The organism is Paenibacillus sp. GM2, from assembly GCF_900069005.2.
GTDB lineage: Bacteria > Bacillota > Bacilli > Paenibacillales > Paenibacillaceae > Fontibacillus.
Window position 1 is genome coordinate 70,039 of sequence record NZ_LN831274.1, and the last position, 25,531, is coordinate 95,569.

Here is a 25,531-nt window from a genome sequence, read left to right on the forward strand (position 1 = left end):
GTTATTTAGGTCAAATTGGGGGTTTGAGACGGGATTTCTCTTAAATAACGCTCTGTAGTTTCGTTAGATCTAGATTGCTGCTGTTTTGAGGGAAATAGCGTTCTGTAGTTTCGTTAGATTCATATTGTCGCTGGTTTTGACGGAATAACATTCTGCATGGCGATCTGCGGTTATGGTAATTTCAAATTGCTGCTGTTACTAACGAGATAGCGTTCTGTAGTTTCGTTAGATCTAGATTGCTGCTGTTTTGAGGGAAGTAGCGTTCTGTAGTTTCGTTAGAATCCATTACCGCTGGTTTTCATTCTGCACAGCAATCTACGGCTATGTTAACGTTACTGACGGAAAAACGCTGCAAGACCGATTGGCCTTGTAGCGCAGAGAGGTTGATCATTGATGGATCACTGGTGAATCATTGGTGAATCATTGGCAAATCCAGCCGAAACACTACTCTAACGAAACACTATATCGCTATTTCCCCTAAATTGGGCCCCAAAAAATTTTAACGAAACTGGGGATCGTTATTTAGGTCAAATTGGGGGTTTGAGACGGGATTTCTCTTAAATAACAATCTGTAGTTTCGTTAGATCTAGATTGCTGCTGTTTTGAGGGAAATAGCGTTCTGTAGTTTCGTTAGAATCCATTGCCGCTGTTTTGACGGAATAACATTCTGCATGGCGATCTGCGGTTATGGTAATTTCAAATTGTTGCTGTTACTGACGAAATAGCGTTCTGTAGTTTCGTCAGATTCAATTGACACTGGTTTTGACGGAATAACATTCTGCGTGGCGATCTGAGGTTATAGTAAATTCAGGCTTCTGCTGTTACTGACGAGATAGCGTTCTGTAGTTTTCGTTAGATTCAAATTGCCACTGGTTTTGGCGAAAAACATTCTGCACAGCGATCCGAGATTATGATAAATTCAAGTTCATACTGTTACTGACGAGATAGCGTTCTGTAGTTTCGTCAGATTCAATGGCCGCTGTTAACGGACCGAGCAACAATCCGCATTTCCGTTAAACATTGAATGACCAGGCTGATTCCTCTTGAAGCAGGCTTTATTCAGAGCGATTCATCCTCTTTGAACCCCGGTTAACCGGATACCTCGCCTATCTCCTGCCGCTGGACGGACTGAAGCTCTACTGGCCACAAAACCCGCCGCATAGCCAAACTTATAATGCCGATGAGGAGGATCACCAGCCCTAACCAGAAAAACACACTGCTGACTCCCATGTTGCGAATCAATAAACCGCCGATTAAAGGCGCACCGATCATCAGTGTGCTGGTGGACATGTTTTGAATGCCAAAAATCCGGCCGGTCTTGCCCTCAGGTGTTTCCTTCTGCAGCAGATAATTATAAGTTACGATACAAAGCCCGTTGCCGATACCAATTACAAAACCCAGTATAATACTCCATATCTCCTGCGAGCCTGCGGTCAGCAGTCCCATGCTTCCAAGGGCACCCCCGATCAGTGCAGCCCCTCCTCCGATGCCAAGCCCATAGCTCACTTTGCCAAGTCGGTTCAGCAGTAAAATGGTAATAAACGCTCCAACTCCGGTAGCTGCCAGCACCCAGCCCAGCAGGGATTCGTTATAGGGAGCAATCTCCCGGTACAATGTTGGAAATTGAAAATCAACCATCAGAATGATCAGCATGATAAGCAGATTCACAATAAAGCTGCTATAAAGAGCCCGGGTCTTAACGATCGCCGCCCAACCCTGCTTCCATAATGAGATAAATCCTGGCTTATCCCCTTCATTAGACCCTGTTTTTTCAGCTTTCTCGTACTTCTCGGCCTGATCGTTTTGGTCGATATGCCGCAATGTGAACAGCAGCATACAAGAGACTAAGCGCGTCACAGCATTCACCAGAATGCATAATTGCGGTGAGATCACCGTCAAGGCTACCGCCCCAAGAAGCGGGCCGATAATTTTGGAGAATTGATTGACAAGCCCATTGTACGAAGTCGCCTTGAGCAGTTGATCCTCTCTGACAACCTGTCGCGTTAACGCCTGATGCGCAGGAACACGGAACACTCCCATGGTGGCCCGAAGTGCAAGCAAAGGCAGCAGCCAGTACATACCGGGGGCAAAGAGCAGCGATATGGTAAGCAGCGCCTCGGCTGCATCGGCCAGCATCATGAGATTAACCTTCTTCCACCGGTCAGCGATGACGCCGGCAAATGAACCGAACAGAATTCCAGGAAGCGCGAGCATTACCGGGATCAGAGCGATCATGAGCGGATCAGCGCGCCAGCGGAATGCGACCAGAATCTCAATGGCAAAGGCATCAAACCAGTCGCCAAAGGATGAAATAGCATAAGCCGAGTACATTTTTGTAAAGATGCGATTGCGCCAGACAGAGGCCTGCGAGCCGATTGAGACAGATGTTGCTGTAGACATGTATAATTCCTCCGCTATCAAGATTTAAATCCACTCTAACGGAGAAATATCAGAGGAATATCAGACAGCATCCAATATCCGTTCGATCATCTGCTCGATGGGTCGCTTATGTACTGTGAGTTTATAGGTCCTTCCCAATTCATCATATCGGGCTTGGAATACCTTAAGCAGTTTGGCATCCGTATATGTCGTCTGTAAAAAATGATGCATGCCTACGACCACCCCGATAAGCAACGGGATATTATGCGCGGTCTCAGCCGCTTTCAGACCGTACTCCAAGGCGGCTACGGCCTCTTGGCGCCGATCCTGAAGGAGCAGCAATCTGCCTTTCAAGCTGTAGTAAGCTCCGATTTCCCGCAAATAAGGGGTCTGCACCAGCATTTCTTCAATCTGCGATGAGCAGCGTTCCGCCTCGGCGATACGGCCTGCGTGCAAATGAATTTGCATCTCCGATGTTGCAATATGAATTTTGAAAATATCCAGTTCGCCATTTTCTTCTTCTACAGCGCGATATGCCTCCTGCACACGCCGCAGATCCTCTTCGACCCGTCCGTTTCTGGCATATAGGCCAAGAATATTTAGTATTTTTAGCTCCCGATGCATTTCAAATGGCAATATCTCTAAATCAATGGTCCGTTCATAATAATCCAAGCATTTTTCCGGTTCGAGGTAAAAAACACAATAAAAATTCAACAGCCAATATAGTTTTCCACAGTCTTCAACGTCGCTCGCCAGGAACCAGTCCAGATCTGCCCGTACAAACTTCAGGAACATTTGGTGCATGGGATCGATACTCACGCCAAGCATTTCCTGCTGATTGACAAGGGCCTGCATCGATTGGCTCTGCCCCAGTCTGAGATAAGTGTCGAGCAGTTGTCCAATCTGCTGCTTAACTCCGTTATCTGTCAAGGAGGGGACTGCAAGTCCCGACGATTCTTCAAGCGTAAGCCGGTATCCCAGCCCTCGAACCGTATGGATCTGCACCTTTCCACTCCATGCCTTCAGTTTTTTACGGAGCCGGTATACATGATCATCCACGGTGCGTTCCCCCGGATATTCCATCGGCCACACCTGATCGAGCAGCTGTTCCCGGCTGAAGAGCTGACCGCGATTCCGGTACAGAAACTGCAGCAGCGCATACTCTTTTGCCAGTAGATGAATGTTCTCCACTTGAAAGCTGACGGAATAATCACGAGGGTCAAATTCAAGCGCGGCCATCCAGCTCCTCCTCCTTTCTTTCTCAGTACAAGATCGTCTCATATTCTTCTTATTCCTATTAAAGCACGTTTAAGAAACGTCCCTCAACCTACAGTGCGAATTTATAGCCTCCTGCAAAGACAAAAAAACCGCTCGTACCTCAAGCACGAGCGGCGTTCCATCCATTCAGATCATATTGCTTTATTCCGGTTTATTATCTACATTCGGATCAGGTGTGTATCCGCTCTGATAACCGTCATACTTCAGATCAGTCATCATTCCCGCCGAAGCATGGTGCAGATCATGACAGTGGAACATCCAGTCCCCTGGGTTATCCGCCTCAAAGGCAACTACATATTTCTCGCCCGGCTTCACATTTAAAGTATCCTTGATCACGGGAGCTCCTTCAAGCGGCTGCCCATTTTTGCTAAGCACTTGAAAGAAGTGGCCATGCAAATGCATCGGATGATCGTCTTTTGAGGATTGGTTGATAAAAGTGACCTTGACCTTCTCCCCTCTATCGACCCGGATCGGGTCAGTATCAGGAAATACTTTGCCATTAATGGTATAGACCATCTCGCCATCCTTCATCTCCGTATTTAACTTCAGCAAAACCTCCTGATCAAAGGATTGATCCAGAGAGAAGCGAGTCTCCGCTTGTTTACCGTACTTAAGCAGATCGAATTGAGGCAATTCCTCTGAGGCATTAGAGGCGTCTGTCTGCTTATTCTCCGCGCCCTCATAAGCGATGACCGCTCTCATATTCAACATTCGAGCTTCATTACCGTGCTCCTCCAGCAGCCAGTTCCCCGGATTGTTCGCAGTAAATTCAAGGTCATATCTCTCACCCGGAGCAATTGCAATTCCTTGATCGGTAATCACCGCTGGGCTGTTCACAGGTTGTCCATCAGAGGCGACAATCTTAAACTCATGGCCGTGCAGATGCATCGTATGTGTCAGATAACCGGCATTGATCAAGCGAATTCGAACCCTCTCGCCCTGTTTGACTGTCAGTTTATCAATCGCGTCACCTGTCTTGCCGTTGATGGTATAGAGATCATACATGCTCATGTTATGCCCCATTCCACGCATGTCCCCCATATCCATTTGACTGTGATCCATGCCTTCCATATCGCCCATATCCATGCTTCCATGATCCATGCCTTCCATCCCGCCGTTATTCGCGTGGTTTGCATGTTGGCTACCCGACTCTATGCCGTCAGCGCCCATCCACTCATCCAGTACAAGTGTATAGTCACGGTCGTAAGCTTCGTCTGGCCCCTCCACAATGAACGAGCCGTAGAGTCCTCGATCCAATTGATTAACGCTGTCCTGATGGGAGTGGTACCAATACGTGCCCGGGATCGTGGCCTTGAACTCATAGGTAAAGGTTTTGCCCGGTACAACTGCATCCTGTGTGACCCCAGGGATTCCATCCATTCCATTCGGTACAGGATAACCGTGCCAATGAATAGAGACGGGCTCCTCGAGTTCATTCTGCAGCTTAATCTTGACGTTGTCACCGACCTTCACACGGATTTGTGGACCCGGCACAGAATTGTTAAACGTCCATACCGGCAGAGTTTTGTCTGCGGACACCTGCAGATGGCTGGCTTTTGCTGTAATCGTGTACTCCTTGCCGCCGACAACCGGCGTTGCCCTAGTTAAAGTTGACAGACTGGCCACAGGCTGGCTGGCAGTTTCCGTAGCCTCAAACTTGGCACAGCCCACCGCCACGATGCTGATCGCTCCAATCGCCAACCCGATTTTCAATTTATTTTTCATCCTTCCAATCCTCCACTCTGGATATCCTGATAAATGTTACTTTACCCAGAAAATGTGTGGAAATAATGGAGGAAGTTTAACTTTTAATTGTTTATTTTAAATAATTTCAATTTACAATCATTACTCGTGCACCGTCATAATAAGTCCGCCCTCATTATCGCCGGAGAGCTCATACTGCTTACTCCCTGGAAGTTCAACCGTCTTGTTATGGGACTCCGGATAGTAGGTTATCGTATACTTTTTGCCATCGACCTCGGCGGAGATCCTTCCTTCCTCCTGCAAGAAGCTGATATACTCCTCCAATACAAGGCCCTTTTCATACATAATAGCGCTATGAGGCAGGCCAACATAACGAATATGCCACGGCTCATATTCGATACCGGTAATATCGATCTTGTCCTTCGGATAACGCAAAATGAATCCGTATTTCCAAGCGTTCTTCTCAATCCATCGTCCCTCAGCGGCCTCGGACATCTTCGATTGAGTCGATCCAACATCCAGTGATAATCCTAAATTATGCTCACTATTCCCCGCGGGCAAGGCAAACTCCGAACCCATTTCTTCATATAATACGTCCTGCTGCTCGAAATCGCGATAGCCACTGCTGATCAGAAAATGGTTAACTCCATCCTTAGACGCAGCCGCGACCATATCCACAAACCTCTTTGCCACTTCTTCGGACAGACGAATGTTGCGATCATACACCCCGAAACCCTGCATCAAGTCAGGGGAATCGAATAAATTAACAATATCTGTTCTGACACTTTCCTTTCGGACTGCAAATTGCCTATTAACCAGAAGCAGATTTCCTTGATATATTTGGCTTCTTTCAACTTGTATTTGACTCGTGGTCTGAGACACAAGATGCTGGGACGAATCAGAATTATACGTTTGTCTAAGACTTTGGATCTTCACATTATCTTTCAAGACCGGCTCTATTTTAATGAGTAGATAGCATAACCCTAGCATGAATAGTACAACAAATACCCTCTTCTTCATTCTCTGGCTTCCTCCTTGAAATCTGCTTGCCCATTAAGAATAGAAGGAACTTATAAAATAAAGATTAGGGTATTCTTAAAATATTTCTTAAATTTTCCGCATATCCGAAGTTATTCAATCGCTTTACTTTCTAGCGGCAAGCGCACCTCAAACACGGTTCTAGTCAAGCTGCTTTCCGCAGTAATCGTTCCCTGATGCTGGTCCACGATATTTCTGGCGATAAATAAGCCAAGTCCTTTGCTGTCCTCTTGGTGCGAGCGGGCTTTATCTCCATTAAAGAACATATCAAAGAGATGCGGCATATCTTCAGCAGGGATTATATCCCCGTAATTTACAATTTGGACGATAATCGTATCTTCGCTCTCTATATAACCGTTAATATCTACGTACTGGCCGTCCGTTCCGTATCGGCTTGCATTGGTCAGGAGATTCTCAAATACGCGAGCCAGCAAATCTCCATCCCCAATCATAGCAAGCGGTGTAGCAATATTTAGCCGGACCGTTAAATCATTCTTCTCAAAGACGGGATACAATTCCTCACTTAGCTGAATCAGCAGTTCATTAATATTGATCGGCGTCTTCTTAAGCCTCAGCATCCCGTAGTTCATCCGCGTGATTTCGAACAGCTCGTCAATCAGCTTCTCCAGACGTTGGGATTTGGTGAAAGCAATCATTAAGTAATGCCTGACCTGCTCCTGTGTTAACTGCTCTTCCTTCAAGATTAAATCGAGATATCCCAGGACCGATGTGAGCGGTGTACGCAAATCATGCGCCAGGTTGACGACCAGCTGATCCTTGCTGCTCTCCGTGAAATCCCCTCTTTCAACGGCTTGTCTAAGCTGCTCACTGGCTAAATTAATGTCCTCCGCAATAGCTCCTAATTCATCTTGGGTTGAAATCTGGACGCGCTGTTTGAAATCGCCACGGGCAAGATGATTGATCCCCTCGGAAATTTGTCTGAAGTAGATCGAATATGGTCTTGAGAGCAAATAAAAAAATAGAATGGAAAGCGGTATAAAAAGGATCAGGAAAAAGTTGACATCACCGATGCTCCGGATCCATTTACGATAATAGGCCATGGAATCCTCAAGCCGTACGTTATTGCGATAATAAATTTGCAGAATCTTATAGATGGTATAGGTGATGGCTCCAGACAACCCCATGCTGGCCGCAAACAACATCAGCATCTTAGAACGGAAACTGCGTTTGATTCTAGCCATTGAATGAATACCCTACCCCCCATACCGTTTTGATCCACTTGTCTTTTTGCTTATCTTCCATCAGCTTCTTCCGCAGGGTACGAATATGAACCATAACTGTATTACTGCCCTCAAAATAGGCCTCGCCCCATACCTGTTCAAAAATATTTTCCACGCTGAATACCTTTTTCGGGTGACTGGCCAGTAAATACAAAATATCAAATTCCTTCGGTGTGACGACGATATCCTCGCCATATAGGGTTATAGTTCGGCGGTCGACAGAGATCACTAGCCCACCGAATTCAAGCACGGCAGATTGCTCTACCCGGGGCTGGTTCAGCTTCGTGTATCTGCGCAGCTGCGCGTTAGCACGGGCCACCAATTCGATTGGTGTAAACGGCTTCGTCATATAATCATCGGCTCCGATCACCAGACCGTGCACCTTATCGAAATCGGATGTCTTCGCACTTAAAAAGATGATCGGCATGTTGTATTGTTCGCGTACCTGGCGCGTTACCTCATAGCCGTCCAGCTTCGGCATCATGATATCCAATATGAGCAGATCGATCGGCTGCGACTGAATGACCTGCATCGCTTCCAGTCCATTATAGGCTGTGATGACATGGTAGCCTTCCTTCTCCAGATGAATCGAGATCAGATCGGCAATCTCTACCTCGTCATCGGCCACCAGAATCGATATACGTTCCACTATTCCACTCCCTCATCAATTTACATCTCCTACTATTCTCTATGATTTCTCCGGCTTATTCAAGATTAAGGGCTGGCAAGGTCCATTTACATGGCGCATTATACGCGGACACGCAGATGCCTTCTTCCATATCTGAAAATAATCGCTTTTGGAAGCGAACATCCAAAGGACGGTGAATATGATGTAGCAATAGCGCCTATTTACAACACCGCAAAGGTGGAGAAGAAATGAATTGGATAATCGCAGTCCTATGTATCGCTCTGGGGGCCATGTCCGCTCTCTTTCCGGGCTCGGCCTGGTATCTGTCTTACGGATGGAGGTATAGAGATCATGCTCCCAGCCAAGCTGCACTTGTAACTCAGCGCATTGGCGGCATTTTGCTGTCTTTGATCGGCCTTGCCATGATCGCAGTCAGCTGCTCCTCCTAACCTGTCCGCCTCCTATATCATTTTGGCATTCTCAGCTGTATTGGGTTAAACTGACAATAAGATGAAAATATAGGAGGCGCGATCATGAGCATATACGATTATGAGGTACGAACCATTTCCGGCGAAATCACAACCCTGGAGCCTTATCGGGGAAAGGTGCTGTTGATCGTCAATACGGCAAGCGGCTGCGGCCTGACCCCCCATTATCAGGGGCTGCAGGAGCTATACACGGAATACGCGGAAAGAGGCTTTGCTGTTCTGGGATTTCCCTGCAATCAATTTGCTGGACAAGAACCCGGTACAGAAGAAGAAATTAAATCTTTCTGCGAGACTAATTATCAGGTGACCTTCCCGTTATTCAGCAAGATTGATGTAAAAGGCGAGCATGCGCATCCCCTCTATCAATACCTTGTGGAGCATACACCCGAGCCTTACCGTACTGGAGACATCGAATGGAATTTCGTAAAATTTTTGATCGACCGCAGCGGCAATATAATGAAGCAGTACAGCGCCCGCACCGAGCCTGAGGCGATCCGATCTGATATTGAGCAACTGCTGGAGCAATAAGCTGAGCTTCCCCCTTGATCTTCCCGCTGCATAGGATTATAATAAATAATGCTGAATGCGGGTGTAGTTCAATGGTAGAATGCCAGCTTCCCAAGCTTGAGGCGAGGGTTCGATTCCCTTCACCCGCTCCATATTTATACAAGGTTAGGCCTCTGGATGATCCAGGGGCCTTTTGGTTGTTTTTACAATAATATCCTAATAAAAAGGTTGAAGTAAGTAACGGACCGATGTACAATAGGTAGCATGCTTTCTAAGCATACTATCCCACAGAAAGGCTTTGATGATGTGAATAAGTTGATTGAGCGGCTTCCAGAGAAATGGAGAGGCTGGCTGCCTTTGTTGCTCATGCTGATTTTTCCAGTGCTTGGCGCTCTGTACAAACTTGTAAATCGCCCGAAAGCGCAGGTCTACTACCTTGGCACCTCATTTGATCAGGCGACTCCATTCGTTAAGTATTTTGCGCTTCCTTATGGAATCTGGATATTTTTTATCTATGTATGTATTGTTTATTTCTTCTTCAAAGACCGTAAGTCGTATTACCGCTCCTTGCTGCTGTACACGATCTCGGCCTTATCATGTTACGTCATTTACTTAATGTTTCAGACTACGGTGCCCCGGCCAACCATCACCGGAAATGACCCGTTCAGTCTAATTGTAAAATATATCTATAATCGTGATTTGCCGTTTAACTGCTTTCCAAGCATTCATTGCTTCTCCAGTTATATGGTGATGCGGTTGATCTGGACCAGTCCGGCTCGCAACCGTGTAAATACGCTTCTTATCAGCGGCATGTCCTTGATCATTATCGCTTCTACCCTGCTTATCAAGCAGCATGTCCTTGCCGATGCGATCGCAGGTATCGCCCTTGTTGAATTTTATATTCTGGTATTGTTCCGGCTCCCCAGCTTATATCGCAGTCGTTCTTCCAAAGGACAGGTGCATCAGCGCGGGATCAATGCCTAATTGTCAGATACAGAAAAAGCTCTCCGCTATTGGGAGAGCTTTTTGATTCTTTGTATGATTTTAAATAAAATAACCTGCGACAGCTCCAACGACTCCGCCATGATCCCCCAAAGATGCCGCAACAACTTCAATCTCCTCTGCTCTCTCCCTGAACACGGGGAGCAATTGCAGCGATAGCTGATCACGGACGGGCTTCAGCAAGAAGTCTCCTTGACCGGTAATGGCCCCTCCAATGACGATTCCTTCCGGATTAAAGATATGGACCATATTGGCTAGCCCTGCCGCAATATAACGCGTATACTGCTCAAGAACGTGCATGGCTGCTTCGCTCCCGCTCTGCGCCAAGGCGAATACCCTTTCCGGCTTATGGATCTCCGCAATTTCCGGCCCGGCCTCCTTCACCAATCTCATCAAGCCTGTTGCAGAAGCATATTGCTCCCAGCAGCCCGTTCTGCCACAATTACACGGATAGCCATCAATGCTAATAACATGATGTCCTATCTCTCCGGCAAACCCGTCGCGCCCCGGATATGGCCGATGATCGATAATCAGACAGCCTCCTATACCTGTACCCAAGGTAATGCAGATGAAATCCTTCCAGCCTCTCCCCGATCCTACCCATGCTTCCCCGAAAGCCATCGCGTTCGCATCATTATCGACCATTACGGACAAGCCGGATAGAGATTGCAGCCGATTGCCAAGCTCCATTCCGGACCATCCCGGCAAATTGGCTGTGGCCCCCATAACGACGCCTGTACGCCTATTAACTTGTCCCGCTGTGCCAATGCCAACACCCGCTACCTTCCAACCCCTGCTGTCGGAATAAAGCGCCATTTCTTTCGTAATTTCAGCAATTCGGCTTAATAATGCCTCTCCGCCTTCATGCGCCTTCGTCGGAAGGCTTAAGTGATGGAGAACCTCTCCCCGGGCATTTACAATTCCTGATTTAATGTTCGTACCGCCAATATCCAAACCGATGGCCACTTCTTCTGTATGCCGCATTCGTTCAGCCTCCATCTCTATCGGTTCATCATACAATGTTGAATGGTGCAAACCCCGCTGTGCATAATATATCAATGGTTTAAATTAATAAGACCTATTATTATCGTATAGCATCGGTGAATTTCTTTGTAATTAATTGTGGTCTGGTAATAGCGCCACCAATGACTACGGCGTAAGCCCCTGCTTGGATACACTGTGATGCCTGCCCAGGAGTATAAATCTTTCCCTCAGCTAACACAGGAATGCCGACTTTCCGGCTGAGATCTGCAACCAACTGAATATCCGGTTCTTCACCCTGCGGGCTATAGTCCGTATAACCAGACAAAGTGGTGGAGATGAGATCGAACCCTAATTTTTCCGCCTCTTCCCCTTCGGCAACGGTGGATACATCTGCCATTAATAAAACCTGATGTTTCTCCCTGATCTTTTCCACGATCTCCGCTAGATTCATACCTCCTGGTCTGGGGCGCAAGGTTGCATCCATAGCTACAATATCTGCTCCGGCCGCGATCACACCTTCGATCTCTTGCAACGTAGGGGTTATGTAAACGTCAGAACCGCTGTAATCTTGCTTCCATAGGCCGATCAGAGGTAAATGACTCACCTGCTTGATGGCCCTGATATCCTGTGGCGTGTTCGCTCTAATTCCTACCGCGTTGCCCATTTCTGCCGCTATAGCAAAACGTGCCATATAGTCGCTACCATAGAAAGGCTCGCCCTCAAGGGCCTGACAGGACACAATAAGCCCCCCCTTAAGAGATTGAATGATGGAATGCAGCATAGTACAACTCTCCTTATACCGATTTTTTCTTTATCTTGGATTGGATTTCAATACTTCTTTAATTTTAGGATATAATCTCCTTTTATAAAATAAATAAAGGTTATTTTCTTCAATTATAGTTGTGTACCTCAGCTTTGTAAACACCTATTCACTGATTCGACTTCCTCATAAATACAAAAAAACCTTGATTTAGGTAAAGAGCGCCGAAAGAGCAAACTTTTGTTCAACTGGATAACCTATATGTTTGACAGCCATAATCGTGCCCACGAGCCACACACCATGCACAAAAAAAGAGTGAGAACGATTTTAGGGGAATACGTACGCCCCCCAGAGACTCTCACCCAAAGAATGCTGAAAAGGAGATGCCCGCAAACGGCAAACAGAGGGATGGGAAAAAAATAAAAATATGTCCCGATTAGTGCTAACAAAGCATATAGGCAAAAGGCTGGACGCCTCCAACGATCTAGCTCTCTAGGCGAACGAAAGCGGTCCGGTATTCACCCCTAACCTAAGGCACAGGGGGCAGGAATTCTAATACTAGCGTGGTCGTACTTATCAGCCTGTCAATCATGCCCGAGTAATCCGCTCAAGACATGGGCGGACCGATCAGGCGCTTACGCTGATAAACTGGCCTTCGGAGGCTACGCCCCTGTCGGGGATTCGCTCCACGGCGCGAGACTGCCCCTCCCTTTCACACGTCCGCAAATGGGTTCACTTCAACGTACACCCATGGGGTTCTCCATCCCACAGGACGCAAAAAAGAGCTCTCCATAATGGAGAGCTCTTTACATCTACGTCCCAGAAGGGATTCGAACCCCTGACCGACGGCTTAGAAGGCCGTTGCTCTATCCTGCTGAGCTACTGGGACAAAAAAGAATGCGATATTTATTATATCGCATTTGGCTTATTTTTCAAGAGGTTTTATTTGACGTTAAATTACATTTTATAGGATTTTGAGGAGGAAGAAAACTTCTCTTTCAAGCTTTCGGTGACCCCTGAATATTCAAGCAATAACTGCTTGAACTGCTCCCGCTGAACCGCGGGCTCGGGCCATCCCTCATCCCCGAACTGCTCCTCAGCAATGACACCGTATGCCTGATGCAGATCATTGTTGAACCAATCGGTCTCCATTCCCGCATCGCTCCACAGCATTCTGATGATCTCATATTGCGCCTCACTGCCATTCCCAACAGAACGAGATACATACACCAGCAGCTCGGGGTCATCTACCGCACCGGGACTCACTGCGATTTCCGCACATACCACTCCCTCTATTTCTGTTAACCGGGTAACCTTGGCCTCTTTTATATAATACATTTCATTCTTATCCTCCCGACTCCTTAATTCTCATATCCTATGCGACTCAGCAGCTGCCTTGTCTCCTCCGTGCCAAGACGGCAAATCTCGCGGTACAAATCGTCCAGCACGCTCTGATAGCTGCTATTCACCGTATCCTCCGGGCTGTCCGGCCATGGGTAGGTATAAGCGAGGAAGGTACTCTCCTCCTTCTCTCCAAGCAGCTCCAGCATATGACTGATCGCATCAACCTCCTCCGGCGTAGCCTGAATCACCCATTCATAAGAGGTCGCCTGCGGGTCATCAAGTACCGAACGCCCGTGTACGGACACATAATATGTTTTTTTCTCCATTTATTCCGCTCCCTTCAAGCCTGGTCATCTATTTTAGTCATAGTTTTCCGTAAGGGACAGACATTTTATGCCTCCTTCCGGCATAATGTGTTATTACTTTTCGCCCGGTTTAACGAACGGGAACGGAAGCCATCATAGAGAGGAGAAACCACATATGTGCGGAATTACCGGCTTTATCGAATGGAACCGGGATCTGAGCGGAGAGCTGGATCTGGTTCTATCCATGACCTCCTGCCTTGAGGCAAGGGGCCCTGATGCACAAGGCACATGGATTTCAGGTCCCTGCGCCTTCGGTCATCGCCGCCTCAGTGTTATGGACCCGGAGAACGGAGCTCAACCGATGACCCTCCAGGAGGAACAGGCGGTCTTTACTATTGTATATAACGGTGAAATTTATAACGCCCCGGAGCTAAAGGAAGAATTGCGGCAACGCGGACGCCATTTCAGGACCAACTGCGACACCGAAGTTCTGCTCCAGGCTTATATCGAGTGGGGACCCGATGCGGTAGAACGCCTTAACGGAATATTTGCTTTTGCCATATGGGATAGTGTACGCGAGCACATATTATTTGCCCGGGATCGCCTCGGTGTGAAACCTCTCTTCTATAGCGAAGCAGGCGGTACTCTGGTGTTCGGTTCCGAACCCAAAGCCGTGCTCCAGCACCCGAAGGTCGAGGCCTCGGTCGGCCCTGAAGGGTTGGCGGAAATATTCGTTATCGGTCCGGCCCGAACGCCGGGACACGGGGTTTACCGCAACATCCAGGAACTGCTGCCCGGACAGGTTATGATCTTCAACCGCTCGGGACTGCGCCGCTTCTCGTATTGGAAGCTTGAAGCACAGGCTCATGAACACAGCATAGAGGAGACGGCTGCTCATGTCCGCACGCTGCTGCAGGACACAATGGATCGGCAGCTCATCTCCGATGTGCCCGTCTGCACCCTCCTGTCAGGAGGGCTTGACTCCAGCGCCCTGACTGCGTTAGCCGTCGATTACTACCGCAGAAGCGGCCAGGGACAGATGCATACGTATTCGGTGGATTACGAAGGGAATGACCAATATTTCAAGGCTCACAGCTTCCAGCCCGGAGCGGACGCCCCCTGGATCAAGCGAATGGTAGAGGAGCTTGGAACTGAGCATCACTGGATTACCTTTGATACTCCGGAGCTGGTTGACGCCCTGACGGACTCTACTTTGGCTCGCGATCTGCCTGGCATGGCCGACGTCGATGCCTCGCTGTTGTTATTTTGCAGAGAGATCAAAAAAGGAGCGACCGTTGCGATTTCCGGCGAAGCGGCCGACGAGGTGTTCGGCGGATACCCTTGGTTCCATCGTAAGGAATTGCTGGAGTCCGGCACCTTCCCTTGGTCAGTAGCCACTGAGCTCCGCGCAAGCCTGCTGTCCCCTGAAATTAGAGACTGGATTCGCCCCGAGCAGTATGTTGCGGACAGATACAGCCAGGCCGTGGCGGAAGTCCCCTATTTAAACGGGGAAACTGAAGACCAAGCCCGGATGAGACGGATGTCATATCTCAACATTACCCGCTTCATGCCCACGCTGCTGGACCGCAAGGACCGGATGAGCATGGGGGCCGGACTTGAGGTTCGCGTTCCCTTCTGTGACCATCGCCTCGTCCAATATGTCTGGAATATTCCATGGGAGATTAAGACCGTTGGCGGCCGCGAGAAGGGCATTCTGCGCAAAGCGCTTGAAGGCCTTCTTCCCGAGGACGTTCTCTACCGTAAAAAAAGCCCCTATCCAAAGACGCATCATCCCGACTATCTAGCCAAAGTAAAAGGACAAATGCTCGACATTCTCGATAATCCGGCATCGCCGATTCTTCCTCTGATCGACGCGGATAAAATACGTTCCATCGCCGCCTCGCCAGAAGCGTCCAGCAATCTACCCTGGTTCGGCCAGCTGATGTCCGGACCTCAGCTATTCGCCTATCTGACACAAGTGAATTACTGGCTATCGCATTACCGTGTCACCATCCGTTAATCAAGGAGAAGAAATTCAAGAGGGACTGTCCCCGGCCGAGTTCATCATGAACTTAGCCGGACGGACAGTCCCTCTCTTATAAAAATACTCAACTAATTCGATAAGCCAAGCGACCGAAGCATTCTCATGACTGTTACGGCCATTTGTGCTTTCGTTACATTCGTACCAGGTGACAAGGAGGTTGCAGAGACTCCCTTCATAATGTTCTGCTCTACCATCAGGGCCATCGAGCTCTGCGCATAGGCTGCGATCTCTTGGCTATCCTTAAAGCCTGCCAGCACAGAGACATTAGCTGTACTGCTCTGACCAGCGTATTTCATCGCATTAGCCAGCATTACCGCCAGTTCCTGACGAGTAATCGCCGCATCCGGATCAAAGCGGTCTGCGGATCTCCCCTGGACCAGGCCTGCCTGCTTCGCTGCAGCAATTTCCTCAGCGAATAAGGAATCCAGACTTACGTCAGCATAAGGCGCTGTACTGTTCTCTTGTGGGATAAGCCCCAGCCCTCTGACAATCATGGCGATCACTTCGGCACGCGTAATACTGCGCTTCGCCCCGAACTGATCAGCCGAATCTCCGGAAGCGATCATCTTCGTGACAGCCGCTGAAATATCTTGAGCAGCCCAGTCCAGATTGTCTTGGAAGCCGGAGCCCCCATGATCGATCAGTGTGAAAATTCCGTTAGCATTTATTTTCAGCTCAGCCGTAATCAAATCGGCATTTTTTCCGAACAAGGCCGGTACGGCATGCAAATGATCCTTGCCCGGAATATAGGCCACCCCGGCGATGCGTCCGGTATCTACGCCCGCTGCATTGAAGCTTACTTTACCGCTCACATAAATATTGCCGAAGGAGAGCGGTTCGGTTGTCTTGCCATCCGCAGATAAACTCTCTAGCTTGAGCTCAAAAGGCTGACCATAGGTTTTCTTACCAGCCAGCAGCGCCTGCAATGCTCCCTCTAACGCAGGATCAATCGCACCTAACGTCAACTTAATTGAAGTCCCGCTAGGGAACATGGACGCTGGGAGGCTGAATTCCATTCCATTCAAGACGACGGTTAGATTGGAATCGTCGAGTTCGGCAAGCGCCGCGGTCACCTCTTGCGGCAAGGTAATTTCCGCCTGCTTTAATCCTTGCTCAAGGATGAGCTTGAAGGAGGTCGTCTGTGCATTTTTAATCGATTTTACCGTATCTGCAACGGGAAGAGTGACGATAGCTTTCTCGCCTTCCTTAACGACTTTCATCGGTAGTGCTCCCTTGTCTTTGGATTCCGGTTGAGGTGCGGGTGCCGTTCCTCCCCCGGAACTGGAACCGCCTCCGGATGGAGAGGTCGAGCCCGAATCCGTATCTGTCTTCACATTCAGAATCTCCGATGCTGCGGAAACTCTATTGAACTTCTCGCCATCCCGATCGATCGCCAGAACAAGAATTTGATATTGGGTAGCAGGTGTTAATCCCCCTACCGTATAGCTTGTTGTTTCGGAATAACCTGTGAATTGATGATCTACATAAATCTCATAGGCAGTTGCCCCTTCTACGGCATCCCATTTTACCTGTACCAACTTTGTGGTTTTAGATACGACTGTCGGCAGCTTGGGTGCTGACAGTTCCCGATCATTGACCTTGCCCTCAAGCGACAAGGCCTCGTTCAACACCTTAACCAGCTTATTGTCCCGGTCCCCGCTAATATCCCAGTTCATCGTACCGGCGATATCGAGCGATTTTACCAGTGAGGCGGTATATAACATGGTGTTCTCATCATTGTAGGTAATAAAAATCTGCTTCTCCGGATTGTACAGATAGGCCACCTTGGCTGCATCATTCCAATAACGGACATAGCCATTCTTATTTACGTAATTTCTGTCCAGATCGGAATAATCAAAGATTCCCGTCTCCCAGCTGCCTAAGGAGGTTGAAGACTTGGTGCAAGTCTGATATTCACCGTTGGCAGGACATCCTTCCCAACCCTTTCCATAAAAAGGAATACCCACAACCAGCTTATAATTCGGCACACCGCCGTTCAAGTGACCCAGCAGCCCGCCCTGTACATTATTTCTTGGAGCGCTTGAGCCAGGCAGTTTCTTGTCATAATACAGCGGTGCATTATGGTTCGCCATCGTCTGCCAGCTGCCGCCGTAGTCATAGGTCATGATGTTGATGTAATCGAGATAAGCCGCCGAATTGGCAAAATCAGCATTGATAACAAAGTTATCGCCTTGGCCCGAGGCCATGGACAGCAGATAATACTTTCCGTCCTCAGACCCGGCCGCATCCAGCGCCTCCCGTACTGCGGACATCATCAGAGTGAAATTTTGCTTGTCTTCCGGCCTTCTGGAGTTCGATTCTTCTCCCCCTTCAACCGGGTACTCCCAGTCAATATCAATTCCATCCAGCTGATATTCTCTCAGGAACTTCACTACTGAGTTGGCAAACGTGCGGCGTGTAATTTCATCTGCAGACATATTAGAGAAGTTCTTCGACCAAGACCAACCTCCAACAGAGGCCATCAGCTTCAGAGTCGGGTGCTCACCTCGGATAGCTCTAAATTTAGCGAAATTATCCAGGTCAACCTCGGTATCACCTACAATAATCTCACCGTCAAAAACATAGTCCTGCTGGAGGGGAATATCTTCGTTCTGACATTCAGCGCCCCCGGAGCCGGACTTTTTCCAGCAGAGATCTGCAAAAGCATAGTTGATATGAGTCATCCTTGATACATCAACATCTTCCGGATCATACTCTCTCTCATATACAGACCAGGCCATATAATAGCTCACTAAAGTATAATCACTGCCTGGTACGGCTGTTGTCGCAGCGCTCATAGGCGATTCCCACAGCTTATTTTTGGCTACCACGGCAAAAGAGTAGGACTTTCCTTCCACAAGACCGCGGGCAACATAACGATTAACCTCGCTGCTGCCCAGGAAGGCGCCATCCCTATAGATATCATAAGACGTCGCTCCCGGTACGGGCGCCCATCCCAAGGAGACGGTCTGACGAGTCGCTGTAATCACTTGCAGATCCTGCGGAGAGTCCAGCGTCCCCCAGCTGATCGTCACCGCATTGCTGTCCACTGACGGCAGAACCCCCGCTTTCTGGGCCCCGACAGTGAAGGTGAACTTGGTGCCTGCTTCAATCCGATCACCTAGAGAATATGTGACGGAAGTTGCTGTATTCTCCCAGGTCCCTGTTTTCCAAGCGCCGTTCACATACAGATCATAGCCCGTTGCCTCAGGGCTGGCACCCCAGTTCAAAGTTACATCTTGATTCGTTATATCGGTTATTCTTAAATAACTTGGCGGAGTCAAAGGAGGATCCTTATATTCACTCGTATCGGGGAGGGTTGTGAATTCCAGAATATTGCTTTTGTACTCTTTCGAAGGCCTATCTTTATTCCAGGTAATATACACTCTATACGTAGTCTCCGGTGTAAGACCCGGAATAGATCTGGTCCAGAGGTTTCCCCAAGTGATATAGCTTCCGGTATCAGCATTCCAGATATCGATATCATTAGCTTCGCCTTCGATGAAGTCCCACTTTAATACGACCTGGTTATGGGACAACTCTTCGATCGCGAGATTTGTTGGACCCGACTTCACTTCGGAATCTGAATCACTGCTTAATTCGGCCGCTGCATCTGCAGCTTCGTTCTCAGATGGGGTTAATTCTTCAACTACAGGTTCGGAAGGTTCTTGCTCTTCAGGCTGGACAATTTCAATCATTTGATCCGTAGGTTCCTGCTCGGCAGCATCGACTTGCGAGGAATCAAGCAATGGCCCAAAGGCCAGGAGGAGGGCTAAAAAAATAATTGCAGCCCTAATAAACTTTTTACGAAATCGAAAAAGCAAATCCGGTCACCCCTCTAACTAAATTTTGAAAATAAGTGCTTGTTCAAGTGAAGTGTTATTCTTGGAAGTATTGTAGAGTCTGATCTACATAAGGCTTGAAAGAATAATGTCTTTGCCTGCTGCACATGATCTCGTTCGTATCATCATTTTCAAAATCCAGCATATTGAAAGCGGTTACCATAGACGGTATATTAACGCCTCGCCTCCCTTCCTTACATAAATCCTGCTTTGCATTCATTGCCTCTCCTCTTTGTTTCTTTAAGAGGATTGCAGATAAGAGTATCTGAGAAGTGATATGAGTTATATTAAATCATGAGACCTCAAAGATAAGAACGGAAGGGATAAATTCATATCATTTAGGGGGAATAAATTACAAAATCGACTTTTTGTGACATACTTCATTTCATTTATTGAGAACACAACAAACTTTTCGGCCGGATCAAAGAATCTTCCAAAACCAAAAAAGCCTGACCCGAAAGAAGATATTCTCTCGAATCAAGCCCCGTCGTCAATTTATATATTAACGTGAACGCTGTTCCAGCTTCTCCGTCAATTGTCTTAATGCGGCACCGCGATGGCTGATCGCCTGCTTCTCTTCAATGCTCAATTCGGCCATCGTCTTCTCGTACTCCGGCAGATAGAACAGCGGATCATAGCCGAAGCCTCCCGAGCCTGCACGCTCCGCCGTAATCCAGCCCTCAACGGAGCCTTCCGCCTCAATGCATTGACCGGTAGCCGGATCGTATAAGGCCAGATGACAGACGAACCTCGCCGTGCTCAGCAGCGGCTGATCGGTATCCTCACCCTGCTGGATGCGTTCCAGCGCCTTCAGCAGCTTCTCATTGTTGTCCTCATCCGAAGCCGCTTCCCCGGCATAGCGGGCGGAATAAACGCCTGGTTCTCCGTTTAATTGATCCACACACAAGCCGGAGTCATCCGCGAGTACAGGCTGCCCAAGCCGGTCGCCTACCTCCTTGGCCTTCTTGCGCGCATTATCCGCAAACGTCTCTCCATCCTCAATGACCTCCGGCACATCGGGGAAATCGTACATACTCTTCACCGGCTTGTTCAGAAATCCAAGCGCATGCGCAAATTCACGAACCTTGCCCTGATTACGGGTAGCCACAATAATTACATTCCCATCCAGGCCCACTATGCTTGTCCTCCAGTCTCATCACCGCGAATTTTGAAGGCAATGGGCCCCAGGACTTCCTGCTGCTGCATTACCATCTCATTGATCCCCTGCTCCGCGAGAGCTAGCATCTGGTCAAGCTCCCGCCGTGAGAACGGGCTCTCCTCCCCAGTTCCCTGCACTTCAACAAATTGGCCTTGTCCGGTCATAACTACATTCATATCCACCTTGGCTTTGGAATCCTCTTCATATTCAAGATCCAATACCATATTCTCTCCGACAATCCCGACGCTGACAGCAGCCAAGAAATCCTTAATCGGGAACACAGGCAGATTATGCTTCTGTACAAGCTTATTGATAGCAAATGCCATCGCGACAAATGCACCGGTAATCGATGCGGTCCGCGTACCGCCATCCGCTTGAATGACATCGCAGTCAACCGTAACGGAGCGCTCTCCAAGGGCATGAAGATCGACGACCGAACGCAGTGAACGACCGATCAGTCGCTGAATCTCCATCGTTCGGCCGCTGAGCTTGCCGCGCGCCGATTCACGCTGATTACGGGTCTGCGTCGCCCGCGGCAGCATCGAATATTCCGCTGTAATCCAGCCTTTGCCCTGCCCTTTCATGAACATGGGAACCTTCTCATCAACAGTCGCCGTACAGATTACCTTCGTATCACCGACCTCAATATACACAGAGCCCTCTGCGTATTTATTTATGTTTACGGTCAATTTCATTGGCCGCCGCTCATTCACTTCACGTCCGTTAGGTCTCATCATAATTGCCTCCTACATTTTTCATGCTGTCTGTTTGCTTCCCTATTCTACCAAAACATAAACATAAAAGCATCTTTTCGCCTTCATTTATGGAAAGCTCCATTTTCAGACCATTCTTTACCATAACCAATTATCCGGCGATTATCCGAAGCGAATCCTTCCTCCCCAGACTAGATCCTGAACTATATTGCAAAATAAAGGAGGGACCTGTATGGTGCCCTCCTAAGCTTCGAGTATTTAACACTTTATAGAGGCTGTTCTAAAAGTCTCCGTTCCTCAGGCCCTGCCTGCAAATCAAACTTCCCGGTGCCGAAACCCGGCCTTTTTGAACAGACATTTATAGCGGTAAATCGTTGATTACCTGCGGCCGCAGTACCGGCTGCCCATAGTCCTGATTGTCCGTTGCGAATACTTCTTTCTCCCCGTTGAACCAGATCCGGACCTTGTCCTGCGCCGAATTCTCCGCTACCGTAAGAACCAGTGATTGCATCATTTGCGCTGGCAGCTTCTCCCCGGGATCAAACATATCATCCTCGATCGATACGGTGACTACCCCGTTGTCAGAACGTTCAACCCCATCAAACGATGTATTTTGGGTCAACACATTCTCGAGTCCATCCCCCTTGAGCGGGCCTTTGATCAGTTCATCAACAGCGGAAGCAACCAAGTCGCTGCCATAAGGTACAAACCGGGTGACCGGAACGAAATAAGCGGTCCCATCCTGCGTTGCTGCGGAGAAGTAGATCGTTACCGGACTGGATTGCGACAGATTAACCTCATTGTCGAGCTGCAGGTTGATTCCAAGCGAGCGATTCAGCGGTCTGTCCAGCGGCATGCCGCCCACCGGCATTTCGTTCAGCTTGGCACCATCCATCCATACCTGCACATTTTGAATCTCGGGATTGTCGATCAAGGTCCAGGTCAACGCCTCGGCAATTTTCCGCTCATCCACAGCAGGGTAATTAGCGAATTCCTTGCTAAACTCGACGACTGCCAGCTTCTCCTCCGGCTTCAGCGTCACCGCCTTCACTTCCGTACCCTTCGGAAGCACACCCTTGAAGCCGGCGGGAAGCAGCTTGGCGTAAGCGCCCTCGCTGACTAGCGCTTCCAGCGCCGCTTTCGTCTTCGCCGCAGCATCCTCTCCCTGCGGCAAATGCAGCGAGATCGGAGCGAGCAGACCATGATCATTTTGCAAATATACCGTCGATACTGCTCCTCCTGCCGTAAGGCTTGTCTGGCCGTCGCTAGCTCCTTGCATCATTTGCGCTTCAATATCTGAAGGCGGAGGGTCGATCTGCGATGAGGGGCCTGTACCAAACATGCTGCAGCCTGATAACACGATCGGCAGGGCCAGCACGCTGACCATAGCCGAATTTCGAATCTGGCGGTTCCATTTCATAACCTGGGTTCCTCCCTAACAATTTACTAAGGTTTGTATTACTATATATACGAGCCCTCCCTGCGAAAAATAACTATATTTTTCCGGGAACTGGACATACTGCATCATGCAATTGTGTGATGGAACTATCAAGGAGTAGAGGTGATGAATTTGGAACAACCAAAAGCAAAAACGCCTTATAGTCTTAACAGTAAAAAAGTCGCTGACGCCACCAAAGCCTGGCTGCATAAACGCGGCGTAACGATGGAGGAAATTGCCGAATTGGTTCTATTTCTCCAACAGAAATACTATCCGAATCTAACGATGGAAGAATGTATCCATAATGTTGAGCAGGTGCTGACCAAGAGAGAGGTTCAGAACGCGGTGCTGACAGGTATTCAACTGGATATTCTTGCTGAACAGGGAGCCTTGATTCCCGAGCTCCAGGATATGATCTCCAATGATGAGGGCTTGTATGGAGTGGACGAAATCCTTGCTTTCTCTATCGTCAACGTCTATGGCAGCATCGGCTTCACCAATTATGGCTATGTCGATAAGCTGAAGCCGGGGGTTCTGGAGCGGTTGAATGATAAATCGCTGGGTCCGGTCAATACCTTCCTGGACGATATCGTTGGCGCCATCGCCGCTTCTGCCAGCAGCCGCATTGCCCACCGCAAGCAAGCGGAACGAGAGCGTGATAATGGCGAGGATTTCATTGAAGAGGACCATAAATGAGAAAAGAAGAGGCTGCTCGTGGAATCGATGGATTTCACCAGCAGCCTCGTTTATTTTTCAGCGAATAAATAAGTCTCGATTACTCCGCAGGAAGCATTACTTATACGATCACCGGAAATCTGTACAGCTTGTCCTCGTCTTACCAGTTCAATCAAATGAGCAAGCGCCTCTGACATGGCAAATCGCATCTGATGAATTCCCAGCTCGGTTCCGAACAATGCGCTGCATACCGCAAATCCGCTCATGGGCTGCTTCGCCAGCAACGCTTGCACTGTCTCAAGGCGTTCCTCGTGATGTTGGATTAACATGGCGGTCCGCTCAGTAAAGTGTGTAAACGGGCGGCGATGCCCCGGAAAAGCTTGAGCGACTTCATATTTCCCTAGCTTTCTTAGTGAATTTATAAATGATTGCAACGGCTGTGGGTCGCTTCCGGGCATCAGGCTTACGTTCGGGGAGATTTGCGGCAGAACTGCATCTCCACACAGCATCAAACCTCGCCGAACATCATAAAAGGATAGATGCCCCGGCGCATGTCCAGCGCTCTCGATAGCCCGCCAACGCTGCCCTCCCATAAGAAACTCATCCCCCTCATGAATATAGGTAACTTCTGCGGATGGACTGACCTGAGGTACGAAGCTCTCCATATGCGCCGGGAGCTGACTAATCCATTCAGCTGGCATGCCATGAGCCTCATACAGTTCCGTCAGAGCCTGATTCATGGTACTCTCCGGCCCCCACATCCGCTGCGTCTCTTCATGCGCACGGCGTGACAGGTAGACGGGAGCCTCGCTCCACTGCTGCAAATAACCGGCTAACCCATAATGATCCGGATGGTGATGGGTTATTACGATCGAGCAGATGTCCTGTGGCGCAAGCTTCAATTCCCTTCGAATAGCTTCCCATGCGGCTTCCCCATCCGGTGTATGCGGTCCGGGATCAATAAGCGTTACCCCCTCATCGCCATAGAGGATATAGCTATTGACGTAGCGCAGCGGAGGCGCCATCGGGACGGGGATTCGGGTAAGGTTGTAATCCGCCCATACTTCAATCTGTGAATTCATGATGATACATCCCCCACCATGATCATCCTGGGCGAGACAAGCGGATCGAAGAAATCCTCGTCATAGCTGCCATAGATCTCCTTCAGCTCCAAACCGGCTTCCTCCATCATGGCCGTAAAGTCCTCCCGGGTGTAGAGTTTGATTCTCTCCAGATAATGTCTGGGCTGTGCCTTGAAGTCCGCGGTGCGTGTTTGATCGATAATCTCGATTCTTTTTTTGACATATCTCTCTTCAATTACGCGACGCTCTTTAATAAGCTGGCCATCGTAGGTTCGTTCCGATTCAGGAACCAGATGCGTCTTCGTATATTCGGGGTTCAGGAAATCTATAATGAACTGTCCACCCGGCTTCAGCATTCTCCGCACTTCCTTCAATACCTTAATATGCTCGGCATCCTGATCGAAATAGCCAAACGAAGTGAACAAGTTAACGACCGCATCAAAACCTCCTGTCAGCGGCAAATTGCGCATATCTGCATGCATCCAGGTAACCCGTTGGCCGGGATCATTTCTCCTTGCCTCCCGCAGCAGAACCTCGGATAAATCAACGCCGGTCACTTCATACCCCGCTTCTTCAAGCGCCATCGCATGCCGTCCCATTCCACAGCAGAGGTCCAGAATTTTGGCACCCATAGGCAGCCCAAGCCAAGAGATCATTTTATGTACTTCACGTTTTGCACCCTGAAAATCGCGATGCTTATATACGAGCAAGTAATCCTCACCAAAGCTCTGTTCATACCATTCTGCCATTTCTGTCTGTCTCCTCTCTAACAGCTCCGCTCCAATACCGATCTTTGTTTTCCCTCCATTGTACCGAATCCTGTCTAGAACTCAAGCGAGATGTAGCATTATAAGAGCCAATATCACATAATATGCAAAAAAATAGAGGGGACATAATGAATATGCCCCCTCTGAGGATCT

At 48.7% G+C, this 25,531-nt stretch carries 22 protein-coding genes and 2 tRNA genes; 6 read left to right on the plus strand and 18 right to left on the minus strand.

Features of this window, described 5'->3' with window-relative positions:
• Nucleotides 1-1,089 precede the first annotated feature (1,089 nt).
• From BN1360_RS01570 to BN1360_RS01595, 6 genes are all read right to left on the minus strand, one after another.
• Nucleotides 1,090-2,400, minus strand: coding sequence for an MFS transporter (locus BN1360_RS01570; protein WP_068778157.1), 1,311 nt, complete (start codon nucleotides 2,398-2,400; stop codon nucleotides 1,090-1,092).
• 60 nt (nucleotides 2,401-2,460) lie between these two features.
• Nucleotides 2,461-3,618, minus strand: a complete 1,158-nt coding sequence (locus BN1360_RS01575) for a winged helix-turn-helix domain-containing protein (protein WP_068778158.1) — start codon at nucleotides 3,616-3,618, stop codon at nucleotides 2,461-2,463.
• 180 nt (nucleotides 3,619-3,798) lie between these two features.
• A complete protein-coding gene (locus BN1360_RS01580) occupies nucleotides 3,799-5,382 on the minus strand; it encodes a multicopper oxidase family protein (protein WP_068778159.1) in 1,584 nt (527 codons plus the stop codon).
• A gap of 120 nt (nucleotides 5,383-5,502) precedes the next feature.
• Nucleotides 5,503-6,381 carry a M15 family metallopeptidase gene (locus tag BN1360_RS01585; protein WP_068778160.1) on the minus strand — a complete coding sequence of 293 codons (879 nt, stop codon included), beginning with the start codon at nucleotides 6,379-6,381 and terminating at the stop codon, nucleotides 5,503-5,505.
• A 110-nt stretch (nucleotides 6,382-6,491) separates the two neighbouring features.
• The gene (locus BN1360_RS01590) at nucleotides 6,492-7,601 is read right to left on the minus strand and encodes a HAMP domain-containing sensor histidine kinase (RefSeq protein ID WP_068778161.1); all 1,110 of its coding nucleotides are present in this window, start codon (nucleotides 7,599-7,601) and stop codon (nucleotides 6,492-6,494) included.
• Nucleotides 7,594-8,289: a response regulator transcription factor gene (locus tag BN1360_RS01595; RefSeq protein WP_068778162.1), complete on the minus strand. Its 696-nt coding sequence runs from the start codon at nucleotides 8,287-8,289 to the stop codon at nucleotides 7,594-7,596. Before BN1360_RS01595 ends, BN1360_RS01590 begins: the two co-directional genes overlap by 8 nt.
• 227 nt (nucleotides 8,290-8,516) lie before the next feature.
• On the opposite strand from BN1360_RS01595, the gene BN1360_RS01600 reads away from it, so the two are divergent.
• From BN1360_RS01600 to BN1360_RS01615, 4 genes are all read left to right on the plus strand, one after another.
• Complete coding sequence (locus BN1360_RS01600) at nucleotides 8,517-8,717, plus strand: DUF6199 family natural product biosynthesis protein (RefSeq protein WP_068778163.1); 201 nt, start codon at nucleotides 8,517-8,519, stop codon at nucleotides 8,715-8,717.
• 84 nt (nucleotides 8,718-8,801) lie between these two features.
• Nucleotides 8,802-9,284: a glutathione peroxidase gene (locus BN1360_RS01605; RefSeq protein WP_068778164.1), complete on the plus strand. Its 483-nt coding sequence runs from the start codon at nucleotides 8,802-8,804 to the stop codon at nucleotides 9,282-9,284.
• A 57-nt stretch (nucleotides 9,285-9,341) separates the two neighbouring features.
• Nucleotides 9,342-9,415: transfer RNA gene (locus BN1360_RS01610), tRNA-Gly, on the plus strand.
• 154 nt (nucleotides 9,416-9,569) lie between these two features.
• On the plus strand, nucleotides 9,570-10,247 hold the full coding sequence (locus BN1360_RS01615; protein WP_179015555.1) for a phosphatase PAP2 family protein: 678 nt from the start codon (nucleotides 9,570-9,572) through the stop codon (nucleotides 10,245-10,247).
• Nucleotides 10,248-10,307: 60 nt separating this feature from the next.
• Here BN1360_RS01615 and BN1360_RS01620 read toward each other — a convergent pair whose 3' ends face one another.
• From BN1360_RS01620 to BN1360_RS01640, 5 genes are all read right to left on the minus strand, one after another.
• Nucleotides 10,308-11,249: an ROK family protein gene (locus tag BN1360_RS01620; RefSeq protein WP_068778166.1), complete on the minus strand. Its 942-nt coding sequence runs from the start codon at nucleotides 11,247-11,249 to the stop codon at nucleotides 10,308-10,310.
• A 100-nt stretch (nucleotides 11,250-11,349) separates the two neighbouring features.
• Entirely contained in the window at nucleotides 11,350-12,030 is a 681-nt protein-coding gene (locus BN1360_RS01625) for an N-acetylmannosamine-6-phosphate 2-epimerase (RefSeq protein ID WP_068778167.1), read from the minus strand.
• A 794-nt stretch (nucleotides 12,031-12,824) separates the two neighbouring features.
• Nucleotides 12,825-12,898: transfer RNA gene (locus BN1360_RS01630), tRNA-Arg, on the minus strand.
• A gap of 68 nt (nucleotides 12,899-12,966) precedes the next feature.
• Nucleotides 12,967-13,347: a hypothetical protein gene (locus BN1360_RS01635; protein ID WP_068778168.1), complete on the minus strand. Its 381-nt coding sequence runs from the start codon at nucleotides 13,345-13,347 to the stop codon at nucleotides 12,967-12,969.
• Nucleotides 13,348-13,370: 23 nt separating this feature from the next.
• Complete coding sequence (locus BN1360_RS01640; protein WP_068778169.1) at nucleotides 13,371-13,679, minus strand: hypothetical protein; 309 nt, start codon at nucleotides 13,677-13,679, stop codon at nucleotides 13,371-13,373.
• Between the two features lie 154 nt (nucleotides 13,680-13,833).
• Here BN1360_RS01640 and asnB point away from each other — a divergent pair, with 154 nt between their 5' ends.
• Nucleotides 13,834-15,678 (plus strand): asparagine synthase (glutamine-hydrolyzing), encoded by a 1,845-nt coding sequence (gene asnB, locus BN1360_RS01645; protein WP_068778170.1) that lies wholly within the window; start codon nucleotides 13,834-13,836, stop codon nucleotides 15,676-15,678.
• 92 nt (nucleotides 15,679-15,770) lie between these two features.
• Here the strand turns inward: asnB and BN1360_RS01650 are convergent, their stop codons facing one another.
• The 5 genes from BN1360_RS01650 to BN1360_RS01670 form a co-directional block, all read right to left on the minus strand.
• Complete coding sequence (locus tag BN1360_RS01650; protein WP_068778171.1) at nucleotides 15,771-19,526, minus strand: glycosyl hydrolase family 18 protein; 3,756 nt, start codon at nucleotides 19,524-19,526, stop codon at nucleotides 15,771-15,773.
• A gap of 55 nt (nucleotides 19,527-19,581) precedes the next feature.
• The gene (locus BN1360_RS01655) at nucleotides 19,582-19,764 is read right to left on the minus strand and encodes a hypothetical protein (RefSeq protein WP_068778172.1); all 183 of its coding nucleotides are present in this window, start codon (nucleotides 19,762-19,764) and stop codon (nucleotides 19,582-19,584) included.
• Between the two features lie 282 nt (nucleotides 19,765-20,046).
• The gene (locus BN1360_RS01660; RefSeq protein ID WP_068778173.1) at nucleotides 20,047-20,679 is read right to left on the minus strand and encodes an XTP/dITP diphosphatase; all 633 of its coding nucleotides are present in this window, start codon (nucleotides 20,677-20,679) and stop codon (nucleotides 20,047-20,049) included.
• Entirely contained in the window at nucleotides 20,679-21,440 is a 762-nt protein-coding gene (gene rph, locus BN1360_RS01665; protein WP_068778174.1) for a ribonuclease PH, read from the minus strand. The genes BN1360_RS01660 and rph overlap by 1 nt, the downstream gene beginning before the upstream one ends.
• Before the next feature lie 334 nt (nucleotides 21,441-21,774).
• A complete protein-coding gene (locus BN1360_RS01670) occupies nucleotides 21,775-22,836 on the minus strand; it encodes a GerMN domain-containing protein (protein ID WP_068778175.1) in 1,062 nt (353 codons plus the stop codon).
• Between the two features lie 144 nt (nucleotides 22,837-22,980).
• On the opposite strand from BN1360_RS01670, the gene BN1360_RS01675 reads away from it, so the two are divergent.
• Nucleotides 22,981-23,550 (plus strand): phosphatidylglycerophosphatase A family protein, encoded by a 570-nt coding sequence (locus BN1360_RS01675; RefSeq protein ID WP_068778176.1) that lies wholly within the window; start codon nucleotides 22,981-22,983, stop codon nucleotides 23,548-23,550.
• A 50-nt stretch (nucleotides 23,551-23,600) separates the two neighbouring features.
• Here BN1360_RS01675 and BN1360_RS01680 read toward each other — a convergent pair whose 3' ends face one another.
• Nucleotides 23,601-24,611 (minus strand): MBL fold metallo-hydrolase, encoded by a 1,011-nt coding sequence (locus BN1360_RS01680; protein ID WP_068778177.1) that lies wholly within the window; start codon nucleotides 24,609-24,611, stop codon nucleotides 23,601-23,603.
• Nucleotides 24,608-25,360 (minus strand): class I SAM-dependent methyltransferase, encoded by a 753-nt coding sequence (locus tag BN1360_RS01685; RefSeq protein ID WP_068778178.1) that lies wholly within the window; start codon nucleotides 25,358-25,360, stop codon nucleotides 24,608-24,610. The genes BN1360_RS01680 and BN1360_RS01685 overlap by 4 nt, the downstream gene beginning before the upstream one ends.
• Nucleotides 25,361-25,531: the final 171 nt, after the last annotated feature.

Bases quoted from the DNA above. Each gene is read 5' to 3' on its own strand.
- BN1360_RS01570 (WP_068778157.1), bottom strand. From the start codon at position 2,400: ATGTCTACAGCAACATCTGTCTCAATCGGCTCGCAGGCCTCTGTCTGG.
- BN1360_RS01575 (WP_068778158.1), bottom strand. From the start codon at position 3,618: ATGGCCGCGCTTGAATTTGACCCTCGTGATTATTCCGTCAGCTTTCAA.
- BN1360_RS01580 (WP_068778159.1), bottom strand. From the start codon at position 5,382: ATGAAAAATAAATTGAAAATCGGGTTGGCGATTGGAGCGATCAGCATC.
- BN1360_RS01585 (WP_068778160.1), bottom strand. From the start codon at position 6,381: ATGAAGAAGAGGGTATTTGTTGTACTATTCATGCTAGGGTTATGCTAT.
- BN1360_RS01590 (WP_068778161.1), bottom strand. From the start codon at position 7,601: ATGGCTAGAATCAAACGCAGTTTCCGTTCTAAGATGCTGATGTTGTTT.
- BN1360_RS01600 (WP_068778163.1), top strand. From the start codon at position 8,517: ATGAATTGGATAATCGCAGTCCTATGTATCGCTCTGGGGGCCATGTCC.
- BN1360_RS01605 (WP_068778164.1), top strand. From the start codon at position 8,802: ATGAGCATATACGATTATGAGGTACGAACCATTTCCGGCGAAATCACA.
- BN1360_RS01620 (WP_068778166.1), bottom strand. From the start codon at position 11,249: ATGCGGCATACAGAAGAAGTGGCCATCGGTTTGGATATTGGCGGTACG.
- BN1360_RS01625 (WP_068778167.1), bottom strand. From the start codon at position 12,030: ATGCTGCATTCCATCATTCAATCTCTTAAGGGGGGGCTTATTGTGTCC.
- BN1360_RS01635 (WP_068778168.1), bottom strand. From the start codon at position 13,347: ATGTATTATATAAAAGAGGCCAAGGTTACCCGGTTAACAGAAATAGAG.
- BN1360_RS01640 (WP_068778169.1), bottom strand. From the start codon at position 13,679: ATGGAGAAAAAAACATATTATGTGTCCGTACACGGGCGTTCGGTACTT.
- asnB (WP_068778170.1), top strand. From the start codon at position 13,834: ATGTGCGGAATTACCGGCTTTATCGAATGGAACCGGGATCTGAGCGGA.
- BN1360_RS01655 (WP_068778172.1), bottom strand. From the start codon at position 19,764: ATGAATGCAAAGCAGGATTTATGTAAGGAAGGGAGGCGAGGCGTTAAT.
- rph (WP_068778174.1), bottom strand. From the start codon at position 21,440: ATGATGAGACCTAACGGACGTGAAGTGAATGAGCGGCGGCCAATGAAA.
- BN1360_RS01670 (WP_068778175.1), bottom strand. From the start codon at position 22,836: ATGAAATGGAACCGCCAGATTCGAAATTCGGCTATGGTCAGCGTGCTG.
- BN1360_RS01675 (WP_068778176.1), top strand. From the start codon at position 22,981: ATGAATTTGGAACAACCAAAAGCAAAAACGCCTTATAGTCTTAACAGT.
- BN1360_RS01680 (WP_068778177.1), bottom strand. From the start codon at position 24,611: ATGAATTCACAGATTGAAGTATGGGCGGATTACAACCTTACCCGAATC.
- BN1360_RS01685 (WP_068778178.1), bottom strand. From the start codon at position 25,360: ATGGCAGAATGGTATGAACAGAGCTTTGGTGAGGATTACTTGCTCGTA.